General features: G+C 45.8%; 14 protein-coding genes. All 14 read left to right on the top strand.

Features of this window, described 5'->3' with window-relative positions; translation table 11 throughout:
* From NSB03_RS07925 to NSB03_RS07860, 14 genes are read left to right on the top strand one after another with little or no spacing between them, the layout of a single operon-like run.
* The gene (locus NSB03_RS07925) at window positions 1–1,299 is read left to right on the top strand and encodes a beta-ketoacyl-[acyl-carrier-protein] synthase family protein (protein ID WP_257466316.1); all 1,299 of its coding nucleotides are present in this window, start codon (window positions 1–3) and stop codon (window positions 1,297–1,299) included.
* Between the two features lie 12 nt (window positions 1,300–1,311).
* Window positions 1,312–2,343 (top strand): beta-ketoacyl synthase chain length factor, encoded by a 1,032-nt coding sequence (locus tag NSB03_RS07920; RefSeq protein ID WP_024986848.1) that lies wholly within the window; start codon window positions 1,312–1,314, stop codon window positions 2,341–2,343.
* Window positions 2,340–3,020, top strand: a complete 681-nt coding sequence (locus NSB03_RS07915; protein WP_024986847.1) for a polysaccharide deacetylase family protein — start codon at window positions 2,340–2,342, stop codon at window positions 3,018–3,020. The genes NSB03_RS07920 and NSB03_RS07915 overlap by 4 nt, the downstream gene beginning before the upstream one ends.
* 11 nt (window positions 3,021–3,031) lie before the next feature.
* Window positions 3,032–3,667, top strand: a complete 636-nt coding sequence (gene lolA2 / locus NSB03_RS07910; protein ID WP_257466315.1) for a flexirubin biosynthesis/transport protein LolA2 — start codon at window positions 3,032–3,034, stop codon at window positions 3,665–3,667.
* On the top strand, window positions 3,642–4,202 hold the full coding sequence (gene lolB2, locus NSB03_RS07905) for a flexirubin biosynthesis protein LolB2 (protein ID WP_024986845.1): 561 nt from the start codon (window positions 3,642–3,644) through the stop codon (window positions 4,200–4,202). The genes lolA2 and lolB2 overlap by 26 nt, the downstream gene beginning before the upstream one ends.
* A gap of 3 nt (window positions 4,203–4,205) precedes the next feature.
* Window positions 4,206–4,637 carry an ApeI family dehydratase gene (locus tag NSB03_RS07900; protein ID WP_024986844.1) on the top strand — a complete coding sequence of 144 codons (432 nt, stop codon included), beginning with the start codon at window positions 4,206–4,208 and terminating at the stop codon, window positions 4,635–4,637.
* The gene (locus NSB03_RS07895) at window positions 4,634–5,824 is read left to right on the top strand and encodes a DUF2062 domain-containing protein (protein WP_024986843.1); all 1,191 of its coding nucleotides are present in this window, start codon (window positions 4,634–4,636) and stop codon (window positions 5,822–5,824) included. Before NSB03_RS07900 ends, NSB03_RS07895 begins: the two co-directional genes overlap by 4 nt.
* A complete protein-coding gene (locus NSB03_RS07890) occupies window positions 5,821–9,678 on the top strand; it encodes a 1-acyl-sn-glycerol-3-phosphate acyltransferase (protein ID WP_257466314.1) in 3,858 nt (1,285 codons plus the stop codon). The genes NSB03_RS07895 and NSB03_RS07890 overlap by 4 nt, the downstream gene beginning before the upstream one ends.
* A gap of 1 nt (window position 9,679) precedes the next feature.
* Window positions 9,680–11,170, top strand: a complete 1,491-nt coding sequence (locus tag NSB03_RS07885; protein ID WP_024986842.1) for a phytoene desaturase family protein — start codon at window positions 9,680–9,682, stop codon at window positions 11,168–11,170.
* A complete protein-coding gene (locus NSB03_RS07880; RefSeq protein WP_024986841.1) occupies window positions 11,163–12,881 on the top strand; it encodes a C45 family autoproteolytic acyltransferase/hydrolase in 1,719 nt (572 codons plus the stop codon). Before NSB03_RS07885 ends, NSB03_RS07880 begins: the two co-directional genes overlap by 8 nt.
* Before the next feature lies 1 nt (window position 12,882).
* Window positions 12,883–14,178, top strand: coding sequence for a flexirubin biosynthesis putative acyl-CoA ligase FlxY (gene flxY, locus NSB03_RS07875; RefSeq protein ID WP_024986840.1), 1,296 nt, complete (start codon window positions 12,883–12,885; stop codon window positions 14,176–14,178).
* 60 nt (window positions 14,179–14,238) lie between these two features.
* Window positions 14,239–14,808 carry a hypothetical protein gene (locus tag NSB03_RS07870; protein ID WP_024986839.1) on the top strand — a complete coding sequence of 190 codons (570 nt, stop codon included), beginning with the start codon at window positions 14,239–14,241 and terminating at the stop codon, window positions 14,806–14,808.
* Between the two features lie 18 nt (window positions 14,809–14,826).
* Window positions 14,827–15,543 (top strand): DUF481 domain-containing protein, encoded by a 717-nt coding sequence (locus tag NSB03_RS07865; protein ID WP_024986838.1) that lies wholly within the window; start codon window positions 14,827–14,829, stop codon window positions 15,541–15,543.
* A 45-nt stretch (window positions 15,544–15,588) separates the two neighbouring features.
* Window positions 15,589–16,203 (top strand): hypothetical protein, encoded by a 615-nt coding sequence (locus tag NSB03_RS07860; protein WP_024986837.1) that lies wholly within the window; start codon window positions 15,589–15,591, stop codon window positions 16,201–16,203.
* Window positions 16,204–16,747 lie beyond the last annotated feature (544 nt).

Below are 16,747 nucleotides of genomic sequence, written 5' to 3'. Positions count from 1 at the left end.
ATGAAGATTTATGTCACCGGACTGGGAGTTGTTTCGGGCATCGGCATCGGAGTTTCCGAAAACATAGAGGCTTTGAGACAAGGGAAACATGGCATCGGAAAAGTAACTCTTTTCCCGACTGCCCTCGACGTGCCCGTATCCGAAGTGAAGCATAGCAATGAGGAACTGAAACAATTGCTGGGCATCCCTCCGCAACGGACTGTCTCACGCACAGCATTGTTGGGAATGGTGGCGGCTAAAGAAGCACTGGAAGATGCCGGACTGAATCAGAGAACATTACAGCATGCACAGCAACCGTCTCAGCATACCCTACAGGACTCACAGTATACCCAACAGGACACTCAGCATACACAGCAGGACTCTCAACCGTTACGTATCGGTTTTATTTCTGCAACTTCTGTCGGCGGCATGGATTTAAGCGAGCATTTCTATGAATCTTTCAAAGAGAATCCCGAACGGGGACGATTGCGTGAAGTCATCTCCCACGACTGCGGAGCCAGTACGGAACTGATTGCTTCCCACCTGGGTATCAACGATTTCATAACAACCATCAGTACCGCCTGTTCGTCAGCCGCCAACGCCATCATGCTGGGAGCAAGGATGATTAAACACGGGTTATTGGATGCTGTCGTTGTCGGGGGAACGGACGCACTTTGCCGGTTCACACTGAACGGATTCAACTCTCTTATGATTCTGGATAAGGCACATTGCCGTCCCTTTGACCGTTCGCGTACGGGACTCAACCTCGGAGAAGGGGCAGGTTACTTAGTGCTTCAACCGGAAAGCTCACTCCGGCGAACTCCTTATTGCGAACTAAGCGGTTACGCCAATACAAACGAAGCCTATCACCAGACGGGAAGTTCTCCCGAAGGAGACGGCGCTTTTCTGTCAATGAGCGAAGCAATCGCTTCAAGCGGTATTTCTCCCGAAGAAATAGACTATATCAATGTGCATGGCACAGGCACTCCCGGCAACGATGCATCGGAAGGAATGGCATTACAGAGAATCTTCGGAGAGCACGTTCCACCGTTCAGTTCGGTGAAAGCCTTTATCGGACATACCTTAGGAGCTTCTGAAGGGATTGAAGCGGTATATTCCGTTCTTTCCATATATAAAGGTATGACTTACCCGAACCTGAACTTCACGGACGCGATGCCCGAAACGGGACTGATACCGGAAACGACTTTCCGGGAAGGAATCCCCGTCCGCCATGTATTATCCAACTCTTTCGGTTTCGGTGGGAACAATTCATCGCTTCTCTTTTCTGCAACTAATATTCCGCAAGGAACGAACCTTTAAGTTATTATGTCTATGCAGCCAGTCTATATCCAACGCATCGCCTCGATTCATCCACAAGAGAAACCGGATGACAGCCGTCCTTATCTGCAAGCCTGTGAGCCTGATTATAAGAACATCATTACCAATGCGACCTTACGCAGACGCATGAGCCGTATCGTAAAAATGGGGGTAGCCTGCGGATTGGAATGTATAGGCGAACTGCCGCCCGAAGAGATACAGGGAATTATCACAGCCACAGGACTAGGCTGCCTGGTCGATACGGAAAAGTTTCTGAATACACTGATAGACAATGAAGAACGGATGCTGAACCCTACCCCCTTCATCCAGTCGACATTCAATACAATCGGTGCGCAAATCGCCCTGATACGTGGGATACATGCCTACAACATGACTTATGTACATCGTGGTCTAAGTTTCGAAAGTGCTTTGCTGGATGCCATGATGAAGATTTGGGAAGGAAGCGGGTATATACTTGTAGGAGCCATGGACGAAATGACGGATACCAGTCACGCCATCCAACAGCGACTGGGGATACTAAAAGGGATAGAAGCCGGAGAAGGCGCACAATTCTTCCTATTGAGCCGAGAAACCGGAGAACACCCGCTCGCGGAAATAAAAGGGATAGAAACTTTCGCCGGGCAGCAAACGACAGAAGAAATCCAAAACCGTATTATGCGTTTTCTGCAACGGAATGGATTAAATAGCCGGGATATTCAGTGGTTTATGACCGGAAAGAATAAGCAACAATCCTGGCAGGATAATTCTCCGAAGCAGACAATCATATCTGAGAAAGATGCGCCATTGAATCAAGCAATCACCTCTGAAAGCAATACCATTTATGAAGAGCTAGAAACAAACCTCTTCCTGGAGAGTATCCATCTCAGCTTCAAAGACGAATGTGGCGAGTATCCTACCGCTTCATCGTATGCCGTATGGAAAGCTGTGAAAGAATCGGAGAACTGCACCACTCCTACGAATATACTGATTTATAATCATCACCACTCCATCAATCATTCTTTGATTCTAATCCGGAAAAGCGTATGATTATCACCTGTCTCGTTCTTGGTTCATTGCTGATACTGTCTTTTCTCGTCTATGCTTCTTATAGCATCCGGTCGGAGATTTATCTCCGCTCGTTTTGCAGAAAGCGTACTGGAGAAAAGGTAATAGTCTTGACTTTTGACGACGGCCCCGACCCTATACAGACTCCGAAAGTACTGAAAGTGCTGAAAGAACACCAAGCAACAGCCTGTTTCTTCTGTATCGGACACAAGATTGAAGGAAATGAGAAGTTATTGCAGCAAATGGTAGCGGAAGGACATCTGATTGGAAATCATTCATTTACCCATTCCGGCTTATTCCCGCTATACAGACTCTCCAGGATGAAAAAAGACCTGCAAACTTGTCAGTCTGAACTAGAACGAGTAACTTCGCAGCCGGTAACTTTGTTTCGTCCGCCATTCGGGGTCACCAATCCGACGATTGCGAAAGCCGTCCGACAATTGGGTTACACCTCTATAGGATGGAACATCCGTACACTGGATACACAACAGCCGTCACCGGAGAAAGTACTCGACAGAATCCGGAAAGGTCTTAAACCAGGCTCTATTATCTTGCTGCACGACCGAATGCCAAACAGCGGGCAACTGGTGAAGCAGATACTGGATTTACTGAAAAAACAGGGATACACCATTGTCCGGCTGGACGAACTATTGGCATAAAATAAAAACGTATGAGAACTTTAGTTACATATACATTACTTATCTTTCTGTCCGTTGTCTCTGCCCATGCGCAAGGCATGAAGAAGTTGACGCAACTTCAGGATTTTGAGAAACGCCTGGCAGAAGAAGCACAGACCGTACAATCTATCGAAAGTGATTTCACGCAAGTGAAATACCTCGACATATTCGACGAAAAAGTTACTTCCAAAGGGAAGTTCTACTACCAGAAGAGCAATAAAATCTGCATGGAATATTTCCGCCCGATGGACTATCTCATCGTGATAAACGGCAGTAAGCTCAAAATCGTTTCGGACGGTAAGAAAAACATCATGAACCTGAACGCCAACAAGATGATGGGACAGATGCAGGATATGCTGACCGCCTGCATGATAGGCGACCTCTCCAAAATGTCGTCCAACTACCAACTGGCATACTTTGAAGATGCACAATTCTACCTGGTCAAGATAAAGCCGGTCAATAAAGCCGTACAAGCCTATATCACCGGGATAGAAATCTACCTCGACAAGAAAGATATGTCGGTACACAAACTCCGCCTGTCCGAAACAGCCACGAATTATACCGAATACGAATTCTATAACAAAAAGTTCAACTCCCTGAAGAATGATACGAAGTTTGCGATTCGTTAATCGGACGGTTCTGCTTTTCTTAGTGATGCAGTTGCCGGTTTCCTGCTCTCCGCGCATAAGCGGGGAAAACAGCATAGTGCCGCCTGCTATCGAACTGGCAAAAGGAGAAAGCTCGCAAAAGTATAATATCCAGTTGGACTTCATGAAGCATCACATGAGCGGCATGCTGATAGTACGCCGTATGCCCGACAATGAAATCCGGATAGTGGCGTCCACCTATTTCGGGCTAAGCCTTTTTGACTTCTCCCTTCAAGATGGTAAGTTCAATGTCAACAGTTGCATTGAACCCATGAAGAAAGAAAAGGTACTGAAACTTCTGGAGATGGACTTCAAACGCCTGTTTCTAAGCGAGAAAAGTATCCGGGCGAAGATGTCCAAAGACGGTTTGACGGAAAAAAGAGCCAGTGGAAAGGGCTTCGGGAAATCTGTCTTATATATCACGGGAGATATTCCGGGCGACCCGGTACAAATAAAAATAAAGCATCCATGGATACGATTGACAATTCGCCTGGACAAACTATCTAAAGAGATTTAATATATGCTACTTGATAACTTCTATACGCTTCTCTCTTCCGAATCACCGGATTCAATCACCTGGACTATCCGGGTAAAACTGAATCCGGAGCACGCTATTTATCAGGGACACTTTCCGGAGCATCCGGTAGTTCCCGGAGTCTGTCTACTGCAACTTATCAAAGAATGTGCAGAGGATATCCGCCGGCACAAGTTGCAATATACACAAGTGTCTTCATGCAAGTTCTTGTCAGTCGTCAATCCTGTCAATACACCCTGCCTGTCGGTAACGCTGACCCTCAAAGATACGGAAGAAGGCAAACTTCAGTTGCAGGCGGAAGGGACTGTAAAGGCGGAAGGAGCCGTAACAACTGAAGGAACCACAGAAGCGAAAGAAACCGCAGAAAACGAATGCTTTATCAAGCTGAAAGCCGTACTAACCTCAACTAAAATATGAAGGAGTCGCAAAGTACAGCCTACTGGCACGAGAAGTTGAAACAATTGGGGATTATCGTTATCATCCCAAGTTACAACAACGGCAAGACACTGGCGGACGTCATAGAGAGTGTACGCTCCTATGCACCGGACATTCTCGTCGTCAATGACGGTTCAACGGACGAAACAGCCGGGATACTCAGCCAGGAAGCCAACCTGCAAGTTATCACCCACCCCGCCAACCGGGGAAAAGGGGTAGCCTTGAAACATGGACTCTGCCATGCAAAGGCACAAGGCTTCCGCTATGCCATCACCATTGATTCGGACGAGCAGCACTTCGCTTCGGATATCCCTTCGTTCATCGAAGCTATCGAAAAAGAGCCGGATACTCTGCTGGTAGGTTCGCGCAACCTTGCTTCGGACAATATGCCGGAAAAAAATACATTTGCCAATAAATTCTCCAACTTCTGGTTCACCCTCGAAACGGGAATCAAGTTGCAGGACACACAATCCGGTTACCGCCTGTATCCATTGCAACAGATGAACGTCCATAAATGGTATTATACCGCCAAATATGAATTTGAACTGGAAGCCCTCGTATTTGCGGCATGGGGAGATATCGCAGTCAAAAACATACCGGTACATGTCTATTATCCGCCACAAGAGGAGCGGGTTTCGCATTTCCGCCCGTTCCGTGATTTCACCCGTATCAGCATCCTGAATACGGTACTGGTATTTATCACTTTCTTGTGGATTATCCCCCGCAACTTTTTCCGCAAACTGACCTGGAAGAACTGCAAGCGTTTTTTCTCCGAACATGTCACCCATTCACCAGAATCCAACCTGCGAATCACGGCAGCCATTGTGCTCGGAGTATTCATGGGCATCGTTCCGGTGTGGGGATACCAAATGCTGACAACCCTGTTTCTGGCACATCTGCTCCGGCTGAACAAAGTCATCGCTATTGTAGCGGCCAACATCAGCATCCCCCCGATGATTCCGTTTTTGCTGTATGGAAGTTACGCAACCGGATGCAAAGTGCTGGGCGACCCCGTCAACCTGCACTTAAATGAGCTCTCTTTCGCAAATGTAAAATCAGTCATAGAGCAATATTTGATAGGAAGTATTATATTTGCAGTCGTTTGCAGCCTGGTAGCGGGAATCATTTCGTTCGCCCTGCTCACGACTTGTAGAAGAAAAAAGATATGACCCAGTTTTTTATCGGACTATATGATTATTTTGAAAGACACAAGATTCTGTTCTACCTGTCCCTCATCTGCTGTATCCTGTTCATGGGCTACTTTGCCCTACAAGTGAAGTTTGAAGAGAACATCACACAGTTCTTCCCCGACACCAAAGATTCACAGAATACCATCAAGGTTTTTGATAATCTCAAGATTAAGGACAAAATCATTGTCATGCTCTCCTCTGCGGATACGTGTAATGCCGTAGAACCGGATTCCCTGATTGAAGCAGCCGGACAACTGCAACAATCTCTGACCGAAAAAGCAGGCGGGACACTGATAAAAAGTATCTTCGCACAAGTAGACCAGAATCTCGTCAGCGGAGCCACCGACTTCGTTTACGACCATCTTCCACTCTTCCTGACAGACACGGATTACCAGCGGTTCGACTCCCTACTGACACAAAAGGGAATACACGCCGCCATGCAGAAGAATTACACCAACCTTCTTTCTCCTGCCGGCATTGCATTAAGAAGTTATATCCTCAGGGACCCGCTCGGACTTGGCAGTGAAGTCCTGAAGCACTTACAGGATTTCCAGTTGGAAGCCAACTACGAAATCTACGACGAACATATCTTCTCCAAAGACGGTTCTACCTTATTGATGTTCATCACTCCGGTATTCAGCACAGGAAGCACCGGAAAGAATGACGAACTCGTCAGAATACTGGAAGAAGAACTCCGGCACGTACAAAGTGAGTCTCCTGTGATTCGGGCGGAATATTTCGGCGGTCCTTCGGTAGGAGTCTACAATGCCCGGCAGATAAAAAAGGACACTATACTAACCTCTACTATCGCACTGCTCATCATCATTGTATTCATCTCATTCGTCTTCAAACGGAAAAGGTCGATACCTTTGATTATTACCCCTGTACTGTTCGGCGGACTGTTTGCCCTGTTCCTGATTTTCTTTATCAAGGGAAGTATTTCGGCTATTGCCGTAGGAGCCGGCTCGGCGGTGATGGGCATCGCACTCAGCTATTCCATCCATATGCTGGCGCATCAGAATCATGTATCCACGGTGCAACAACTGATTAAAGAAATCGCTTACCCGCTGACGGTAGGCAGTTTTACGACCATCGGGGCATTTCTGGGACTGATATTCACCAGTTCCGACCTGCTGCGCGACTTCGGTATGTTCGCTTCCCTAGCACTGGTAGGCACTACTCTTTTCTGCTTGATTTACCTGCCTCATTTCCTAAAGGGACAGGCAGATGTGAAGCAAGGACGTGTACTACGTATCATAGAGAAAATAAACGCTTATTCTTTCGATAAGAATAAATGGCTGGTCGGGGGCATCGCCCTTGTCACCGTCATCTGCCTGTTTACCTCGCAGAAAGTAGGGTTCAACAACGATATGATGAGTCTCAACTACGAGCCTCAACATCTCAAACAATCGGAAGAGAAACTGCTGCACCTCTTCGACAGCCATGAAAAGACAGTCCTCTTTGTCAGCGTAGGCAAAGATATGGTCGGAGCTACTGAAACCTATGCAGCGACCAACCGAAAGCTATCCACCCTGAAAGAACAAGGGCTGATAAAAGAATACGCTTCCGCCTCACAGTTCCTTATCTCCCCACAAGAACAGCAGAAACGCCTGAAGAAATGGGAAGATTACTGGACGAATGAGAAGAAGGAACAGGTTCGTGAGCATCTGGAAGCATCCGCTGCCGAATTCCGTTTCCGTCCCGGAAGTTTCGACGGCTTCTGCCAATGGCTCGCACGGCCTTTCGGCGAATATCATTACTCTTCCCAAGAGGACGATTTATCCGGCAAGCTATTGAATGAATGGCAGACATCGGCTGATTCCATAACGATGCTTATCAGCCAGATACGAATCAGCGAGACAAATAAAGAAGCGGTATATGCGCATTTCAACAAAGACCGGGATGTCGTCATCTTCGACCGTTCCTACTTTGCCAACAAATGGGTGTCCGCCATCAATGATGACTTCTACCTGATTCTATATCTTTCTTCTTTCCTGATATTCTTTGCCTTGTGGTTCTCTTACGGGCGTATCGAACTTACGTTGATGAGTTTTCTCCCGATGCTAGTCAGTTGGGTGATTATCCTCGGGCTGATGGGAATCCTGGGTATTGAGTTCAATATCATCAATATCATCCTGTCTACCTTTATATTCGGTATCGGTGATGATTTCAGCATTTTCATCATGGACGGATTGCAAAACAAGTACCGCACAGGCCAGAAAGTGCTGAACTCGCACAAAACGGCCATCTTCTTCTCTGCCTTCACTACGGTGGTCGGAATGGGTGCGCTCGTTTTCGCCAAGCATCCGGCCTTGCAATCTATTTCACTGATTTCCATACTTGGAATGATAGCAGTGGTGTTGGTAGCCTATACCATCCAGCCGCTTATCTTCCGGTTCTTCATTGCATCTCCGGCATTCAAAGGGTTGCCGCCTTATACGCTTATCAGGCTGCTACGGACTGTCGCGCTCTTTCTGCTCTTCTTTATCGGATGTATCCTTCTCCGGATATTGATAGCCTTGCTCTATCTGATTCCCGTACGCAAGAGCAGCAAGCAGCATTTCGTCTGCCGCCTGATACAGATTACCTGCAAAGGGATTCTATTATTGGCTACCGCCGTCAAAAAGGAACATATCAACAAAGCCAACGAACGGTTTGACCGTCAGGCCATTATCATAGCCAACCACCAGTCGTTTATTGATATTCTCGTGTTGTTGTCTCTTTCGTCCAAAGTCCTGATGATGACCAATCACTGGGTATGGCATTCCCCTTTCTTCGGAGCCATCATCCGCTATGCCGATTTCTATTATATAGGTGAAGGATACGAACAATATATAGAACGGATGAAGAAAAAGGTGGAAGAGGGTTATTCCATTGCGGTCTTCCCCGAAGGCACACGTACCTATAACGGAAAGATGAAGCGTTTTCATAAAGGGGCATTTTATCTGGCGGAAACGCTGCAACTGGATATTCTCCCGATTCTGTTATACGGCAACGACAAGATTATCGCCAAAGCGCAGCCTTTCAATGTCCGCAAAGGAATCATCTACACGGAGATACTTCCGCGCATACCCGTAGGTGACCCGTCTTTCGGAACTACCTATCAGGAACGTACCAAACGCATATCCACCTATATGCAACAGGAATATGCGCGTATCTGCCGAGAAAAGAATACGACGGACAACCCCGCTTTTTATGAGGCGCTTATCCAGAACTATATCTACAAAGGCCCTATCGTGGAATGGTATATCCGTATCAAGGTGAAAATGGAAGGAAATTACCGGTTGTTCAACCGGCTGATTCCCACTCAGGGGCAAATCACGGACATAGGCTGCGGATTCGGCCCGTTATGCTATATGCTGTCCCTGCTGTCCGAAGACCGGGATATTCTGGGCATCGACTATGACGAGGACAAAATAGCCGTAGCACAACACGGATGGTTGCGCGGCGACCGTCTTCAGTTCAGGCACGGCAACGCACTTGAATATCCGTTGCCGGAAAGCGACGTGTTTATCTTGAATGATATGCTGCACTATATGAGTTATGAACATCAACGGTCATTGCTGTTGAAATGTGCCGGCCGGCTGCGCCCGCAAGGAATGATGATTATACGTGACGGGAACTCCGCCAACACTTCCAAGCACCGTCTGACCCGGTTCACAGAGCTACTGTCCACGCGCATCTTCAAATTCAACCGGGCAACCGAAGAACTGTCCTTCACCACGGAAGCCCAACTGCGGGAGATAGCGGCAACCTGCGGTATGAACGTCGAAACCATACCAAACGACAAATATACATCAAACACCATTTATATATTCAGAAAACCGGACTAGCATGAGTAAATATGACATTATCATCATCGGAAGCGGACTGGGCGGACTGGAATGTGGAGCGATTCTCAGCAAAGAGGGATTCAACGTATGCGTAATAGAGAAAAATGCGCAGTTCGGGGGATGCTTCCAGACGTATCAGCGAAAAGGACGTTTGCTTGATACAGGCATTCATTATGTAGGAAGCCTGGATGAGGGACAGGTGATGAACCAGTATTTCCGCTATTTCGGCATTATGGACAAGCTAAAAGTGAAGCGGTTGGACGCCGAAGCTTTCGATACGATTCACTACAGAGGGCAAGCGTATGATTACGCAATGGGATACCCGCAATTTATCGAGACGCTCCACCGGTCTTTCCCTCACGAGAAAGAGAACCTGAAACGCTATACCGAGCAGCTTCAAGCGGTAGGAAACTTGATTAGCGTAGACCATCTGAAACAAGGCGTCATTGCGTTGGAAGGCATGAAGTATTTCTGCACTTCCGCTGCCGGACTGATTGCCGACATCACCCACGACCATACCCTGCAAAATGTGTTAGCAGGCTCCGCTTTGCTCTATGGCGGCCTGAAAGATGTTTCCACCTTCTATCAGCATGCCATGATTAACCATTCCTATATTGAAAGCGCTTACCGTTTCGTAGACGGAAGCATGCAGGTCAGTCTGGAACTGATTGACGTAATCCGGGACAATGGCGGTACGGTTCTCAACAACAGCGAAGCAACCCGCATCATCGTCGAGGACGAGAAAGTGCAGGGAGTCATTGTCAACGGTGAAGAACGGTTGGAAAGCGATTATGTCATATCGAACATACACCCCAAACGGACATTGGAAATACTGGACAAGAACCGCAGTATCAAAAATGCCTTTATCTCCCGAATCCGTTCGCTCGACAACACGTACGGCATCTTCACACTTTATCTGGTAATGAAAAAGAAAAGTACTCCGTACCAGAACCGCAACATCTATCTGCATGGGAACAATAAAGTGTGGTATGACAAGTTGCTCTATCCGGGACGAACTACTAACTGCATGATTTCGATGCAAGCCTCTTCCGAGGACAGCCAATATGCCAGTGTCATCTCTATCCTGACACCGATGTATATGGATGAATTGTCCGCATGGAAGGACTCCTCTCCCGAACACCGCGGCGAGGGTTACCAGTTCTTCAAGAAAGAGAAAGCGGAACAAATACTCCGTTTCCTACGAAGACACGGTTTCGATTTCTCTGAAAACATAGAGGAACTATTCACCACTACTCCGTTGAGTTATCGTGACTACACAGGTACGGTAGACGGTTCCGCATACGGAATCATCAAAGACTATAAATGCCCGCAAATCGGTTTTGTATCTACACGAAGCCGATTGGGAAATCTCTTTTTTACAGGTCAAAACCTGAATGTACATGGCGCACTGGGCGTAACACTGACAGCTATGCTTACGTGCACCGAATTTGTGGGACAGGAATATTTAGCTAAAAAAGTAGGAAATGCATAAAGTTATCAAACAGACCATCAAATATACGAGCGGCATTCTCTTGTTGCTCGTCATCGTATTAGCAGGCGGAATCAGTTATCTCTACTTTTCAGCGGATATGATGACACCGCCAAAAGAGCCTAATATCATCCTGACAGAAGTACCTTATGCAGATACTATTGCTCTGGTTCCGGCAGAAGTGCTCTACAAGGATACTCTCGATCTTCGATATTATGCTGATAACTTTATGCGACGCAGTGAAAGCGGATTGTGGGAATTGTTCGTGAGAGGCGATGCCCTTGAAAGAGGGGACGCCATCGGCAAACTGTCTGCCGATTTGCTTCATCACCAAGAGAAAGTATTCGTTGACCAGATTCGTGAAATTATACCTTCAGACAGTTATCTGAAATTTCTGCGGTTCTTCATTGTACTGTTCAACCGTAATTTGGGTGAGAATGTCCCTGAAGAATATCGGGAAGAGATTTATGGAATCTCACTATCGTGCACCCACGACTACGACTTTATCGGCACTCCTTACGAACGCCAGTTGAATTACCATGCGGCACACGACTTGGGACATGCCATGCAGGACTATATGTTAGTGGGATGCAGCTCGTTCGCTACTTGGGGAACTCAAAGTGCGGACTCGTCGCTGCTTATAGGGCGCAACTTCGATTTCTATGTCGGGGATGCCTTTGCAGAAAACAAGCAGGTCACCTTCTGCGCACCGTCCAAAGGGTATAAATTTGCTTCCATCGGATGGCCGGGCATGATAGGCATATTGTCCGGCATGAACGAAGCCGGGCTTACCGTAACCATCAACGCGGCAAAGTCCGCCATGCCGACAAGTTCCGCCACCCCCATCTCCATCCTTACCCGGGAAATCCTGCAATATGCATCGACTATCGACGAAGCCTTCGCCATCGCCCAAAAGCGGAAAACTTTTGTCTCCGAATCTATCTTGATAGGCTCCGCCAAAGACGGCAGGGCAGCTATCATCGAGAAATCTCCCGAGAAGACCGTCCTTTTCAACGGAAAGGAAAAAGACAGGATTATCTGCACTAATCATTACCAATCGGATGCATTTGCCAAGGACGAACGGAATATGGAAAACATACGGACTTCCGACAGTCCTTACCGTTATGCACGTCTGGAAGAACTGATTAGCGAGAACCAACCGATGAATCCGGTGAAAGCCGCTTCTATCCTGCGTAATCACAAAGGGCGGCAAAACGCCGACCTGGGACTGGCAAACGAAATGGCTATCAACCAGTTTATCGCCCACCACTCCGTCATCTTCCAACCTGAGAAGCAGTTGATGTGGGTATCCACCTCTCCGTGGCAATGCGGCAAATACATAGCTTACGACTTGAACCTGATATTCAAAAAAGCCATCGCTCTCCGGGCTGAGATATACATTCCGGAACTGACCATTCCCGCAGATGAATTCATGCAGGAACCGGAGTTCGAGCAACTCCTTACTTACAAAAGGCTTACTCCGTTGCTACTGAAAAAGATAAAAGCAAAGGAGAAAGTGGAAGACAGTCTGCTCAAGGAATACGAAGCGTCCAACCCTTCTTTCTATTATGTGTATGAAGTACTGGGCAATTACTACGAAGCTATCCGCCAGCCTCAACAAGCCGTCGGCTATTGGAAAAAGGCATTGACCAGACCGATTCCCAAACTACAAGAAAAAGAACGTATCCAACAGAAAATACAAAAACACTCTTAAGATGGAAAAGAATCCCGACATTCAGTTCCGCTCACCGGAAGAAATAAAATGCTATCAGGAAGAACAGCTAGCTGAAGCGTTAGCCTATCTGCAAGCACATTCCAAGTTCTACCAACAGATGTTCGAGGAACATCATATCGATATCAACCGGATTCGGAAGATAGAAGACCTGCAACAAATCCCCGTCACCACGAAGACGGATTTGCAACTTCATAATGAAGATTTCATCTGCGTAGGTAAAGAAGAAATCATCGACTACGTGACGACTTCCGGCACATTAGGCGACCCGGTGACTTTCGTCCTCACTTCCGAAGACCTCGACCGCTTATCCTACAACGAGTTTCTATCTTTCACCACCACCGGATGCACCAGGCAGGATATCCTGCAACTGATGACTACCATCGACCGCCGCTTCATGGCAGGACTGGCGTATTATATGGGGGCACGCGAACTCGGCATGGGAGTTATCCGTGTAGGCAACGGCATCCCCGAGCTGCAATGGGATACGATTCGCCGGATACAACCCACTTGCGGAATGGTGGTTCCTTCTTTTCTTATCAAACTGATAGAGTTCGCCGAGAAAAACCATATCGACTATAATGCCTGTTCCATGCAGAAATGTATCTGTATCGGTGAAGCATTGCGCAACCAGGAGTTCCAGTTAAATACGCTCGGACAGAAAATACATGATAAATGGCCTGCCTTGCAACTGTATTCCACGTATGCTTCCACCGAAATGCAGTCATCCTTCACCGAATGCAGCGAATTCCACGGCGGACATCTGCAACCGGAACTTATCATCGTCGAGTTTCTGGATGATAATAACCAGCCTGTTGCCGAGGGAGAAGCAGGCGAAGTGACCATTACGACATTGGGTGTCAAAGGGATGCCGCTGCTCCGCTTCAAAACGGGTGATATCTGTTACCATCACACCTCACCTTGTGCCTGCGGAAGAAACACGATTCGCCTGAGTTCCATCCTCGGTCGGAAAGGGCAAATGATAAAGTACAAAGGCACGACATTATATCCACCCGCATTATTCGATATTCTGGATAATATTCCTTTGGTAAAGAACTACATTATAGAGGTCTACACCAACGAACTGGGTACGGATGAGATTCTGATTCGCATCGGAAGCGAGAACCGCAGCGAGAGTTTTGCCAAGGAGATAAAGGACTTGTTCCGCTCGAAAGTCAGAGTGGCGCCAAGCATCAATTTCGAGTCGGCAGAGTATATCGCCAAGATACAAATGCCGCCCATGAGTCGAAAAGCGATTAAATTCATTGATTTACGATAACTTTTTTCTACTTTTGGGAATCAATAACAATATACATAATTCACTTTAACATTAACGTATATGAAAAAACTTATCCTATTCTTATTCTTAAGCACAAGCCTGTTCTGTTTCGGACAAGGCAAAAGTGCATTGAAAGATGTTCAATCTATCAAATTCTATGGTGTAGACTATTCTCAGGTCAAAGTTTTCGGTGCGGATGAATCACCGCTACAATTCAAAGATGCTTTCAGACGTATCAATGAATTGTTTATCACGGAAGCCAAGAAGTATAATGTAGGCAAACAGTTGAGAAAAGAGGTGACGGAAATTTCACTGGACGCCGTTAATCAGGTAAATCGCAATATTAACGAGTCTGAACTGATGACTACTAAAACAAAGTATAGTCTCGACAAAGAACAAATCAAGACAGCCATCGAAGCACTGCCTATTCAGAAAACGCCCGGCGTAGGCATGGTATTTATCGCACAATTCTTGGACAAGTCAAAAAACAGTGGTACTTATGAAGTTGTATTCTTCAATACCGAAACTAAAGAAATCATCGAGGAATGGATTACAGAAGGAAAAGCCGGTGGCTTCGGTTTGCGTAACTACTGGGCCGGTTCCATCCATAGCGCACTCAAGAAATTATAAACAAATAAAAATAGAATTATGAGAAAACTACTATTATTATTGACTTTATTACTGAGTATCAGTACTTATGTTGCAGCTCAAAACTACACAGAAGTTGTATATCTGAAAAACGGAAGTGTTATCAAAGGAGTCATCATTGAGCAAGTGCCCAATGTTTCTTTAAAGATTAAGACTAGCGACGGCAGCCTCATCATCTGTCAGATGAACGATGTGGAGAAAATTACGAAAGAAGAAAGATACACACGGGATTACCGCAAGGATGCCAACAATCGCAAAGCAGCAAGAAATACACTGAAAGGCTATAAAGGTTTCATTGACTTCGGTTACATAGCTGACCTTAGTGATTATGATGCGAACAAAGTAGAAATTTCAACTTCCCACGGATACCAGTTCAATAACTATTTCTACTTGGGTGGTGGTGTTGCGGCAGATTTCTATACCGATGCAGACCTGATAGCCGTACCTATCTTTGTTGATTTCAGAGCCAACTTTATCAACAAGAAAGTAACTCCGTTTGCTGATATCAAAACAGGATATTCAGTTGGCGATGTTGAAGGACTGTATGTCTCTACCGGTATCGGAGTACGTTTCTCCCTAAAAGGCAAAAAAGCTCTAAATCTCAAATTGGAATATAACTATCAGCAATATGATTACTATTACAGTGGCTATTATATTAGTTATGACGACACAGCGGATTTGGAAGGCCTTGGATTTAAAGTAGGATTTGAATTCTAGTAGATTTAAGTAACTAATATCCATAATAACAAGCCAAATAAAAGCATGAAAAAGAGAATAACAACAGTTGTATTATTAAGTTGCTTTACTATCCTTTCATACGCACAAAGCATTGTTATGACTTCCGGTTCTATTGATTTCATTAAAGCCCAGAAAACCATTGACTTTTCTTTCTCTTATGAAGAGATGTTGGTAGGCAAGCTAACCGAAAAAGAATATGTAGATAAGAAAGTGTCCGAGTATAACAAGAAAGAAGAGGGCAAAGGCGACCAATGGAAAGAAGCTTGGCATAGTGACCGCAAAGAGCGGTTTGAACCAAAATTCCTTGAATTATTCGACAAGTATATGAGTGAGGTAGGTATCACAGCAGGTACAGAAGGAGCGCAATATCGAATTGAAATCAATACGGACTTCACAGAACCCGGCTGGAATGTAGGTGTCATGCGACAAAATGCCTCGATCGACTTAAGTTGCAAAGTGAAGCATATTGAAACAGGCGAGCAAGTAGCCTCTATCCGAATACGCAATGCCTCAGCCAATAACTTTTGGGGTACTGATTTTACTTCCGGATATCGCGTTCAGGAAACGTATGCCAAAGCAGGAAGAGAACTTGCCAAGTTCTTCATCAAGAAAGCAAAGTTGCGTAAAATAAAAGACTAAAGCCATACATTGCTTTTGGATATTCCAATAACGAAAAAGCGAAGTTTCCCTGGAAGCCTCGCTTTTTTTATTTCTCAATACATCAACTGTTAATTAAAGCAATCGCACCAAAAGTTTGTTTCTCTTATGTAGGTTATGAAGTATTTCAACTTCTCCACCAACTTGGTAATAAAAGTTCATCTTTTATCTTTCACGCTTTTCACTGTCTCATAAACTGTAGAATAACAGATGTTTGCTGTGATTTTACAACCCCATTTTAAACTCCTCACATCCTTCACACTGTTCACACTTTTAAGAAAACCTTGGTTGAAACAAAAGCTCAGGTGTTTTCTTATGTGGAAGGACGTAAGAAGAATATGACCGGATACCGGATTGAAACAGCCGACATCGTATCAGCCGACTAAGGGGCTGACTAAAAAGTCCCCACCGAAAAAAAAGTTCTCTCTATCCGCTGATATGAGAGAACTTTTATGTATATTTAGGCTACCAAACCAATGTAAATATACATAGTCAAAGATATGCAAAAAGTTCAATTTAAACAATA

Origin of the sequence: Bacteroides acidifaciens (assembly GCF_024623065.1) — a bacterium.
Taxonomy (GTDB): domain Bacteria; phylum Bacteroidota; class Bacteroidia; order Bacteroidales; family Bacteroidaceae; genus Bacteroides; species Bacteroides acidifaciens.
This window is presented reverse-complemented; position numbering and strand designations above follow the sequence as displayed.

What these genes read in the sequence shown, in the direction of transcription:
- NSB03_RS07925 (WP_257466316.1), top strand. Translation starts at nt 1, where the DNA reads ATGAAGATTTATGTCACCGGACTGGGAGTTGTTTCGGGCATCGGCATC.
- NSB03_RS07920 (WP_024986848.1), top strand. Translation starts at nt 1,312, where the DNA reads ATGCAGCCAGTCTATATCCAACGCATCGCCTCGATTCATCCACAAGAG.
- NSB03_RS07915 (WP_024986847.1), top strand. Translation starts at nt 2,340, where the DNA reads ATGATTATCACCTGTCTCGTTCTTGGTTCATTGCTGATACTGTCTTTT.
- lolA2 (WP_257466315.1), top strand. Translation starts at nt 3,032, where the DNA reads ATGAGAACTTTAGTTACATATACATTACTTATCTTTCTGTCCGTTGTC.
- lolB2 (WP_024986845.1), top strand. Translation starts at nt 3,642, where the DNA reads ATGATACGAAGTTTGCGATTCGTTAATCGGACGGTTCTGCTTTTCTTA.
- NSB03_RS07900 (WP_024986844.1), top strand. Translation starts at nt 4,206, where the DNA reads ATGCTACTTGATAACTTCTATACGCTTCTCTCTTCCGAATCACCGGAT.
- NSB03_RS07895 (WP_024986843.1), top strand. Translation starts at nt 4,634, where the DNA reads ATGAAGGAGTCGCAAAGTACAGCCTACTGGCACGAGAAGTTGAAACAA.
- NSB03_RS07890 (WP_257466314.1), top strand. Translation starts at nt 5,821, where the DNA reads ATGACCCAGTTTTTTATCGGACTATATGATTATTTTGAAAGACACAAG.
- NSB03_RS07885 (WP_024986842.1), top strand. Translation starts at nt 9,680, where the DNA reads ATGAGTAAATATGACATTATCATCATCGGAAGCGGACTGGGCGGACTG.
- NSB03_RS07880 (WP_024986841.1), top strand. Translation starts at nt 11,163, where the DNA reads ATGCATAAAGTTATCAAACAGACCATCAAATATACGAGCGGCATTCTC.
- flxY (WP_024986840.1), top strand. Translation starts at nt 12,883, where the DNA reads ATGGAAAAGAATCCCGACATTCAGTTCCGCTCACCGGAAGAAATAAAA.
- NSB03_RS07870 (WP_024986839.1), top strand. Translation starts at nt 14,239, where the DNA reads ATGAAAAAACTTATCCTATTCTTATTCTTAAGCACAAGCCTGTTCTGT.
- NSB03_RS07865 (WP_024986838.1), top strand. Translation starts at nt 14,827, where the DNA reads ATGAGAAAACTACTATTATTATTGACTTTATTACTGAGTATCAGTACT.
- NSB03_RS07860 (WP_024986837.1), top strand. Translation starts at nt 15,589, where the DNA reads ATGAAAAAGAGAATAACAACAGTTGTATTATTAAGTTGCTTTACTATC.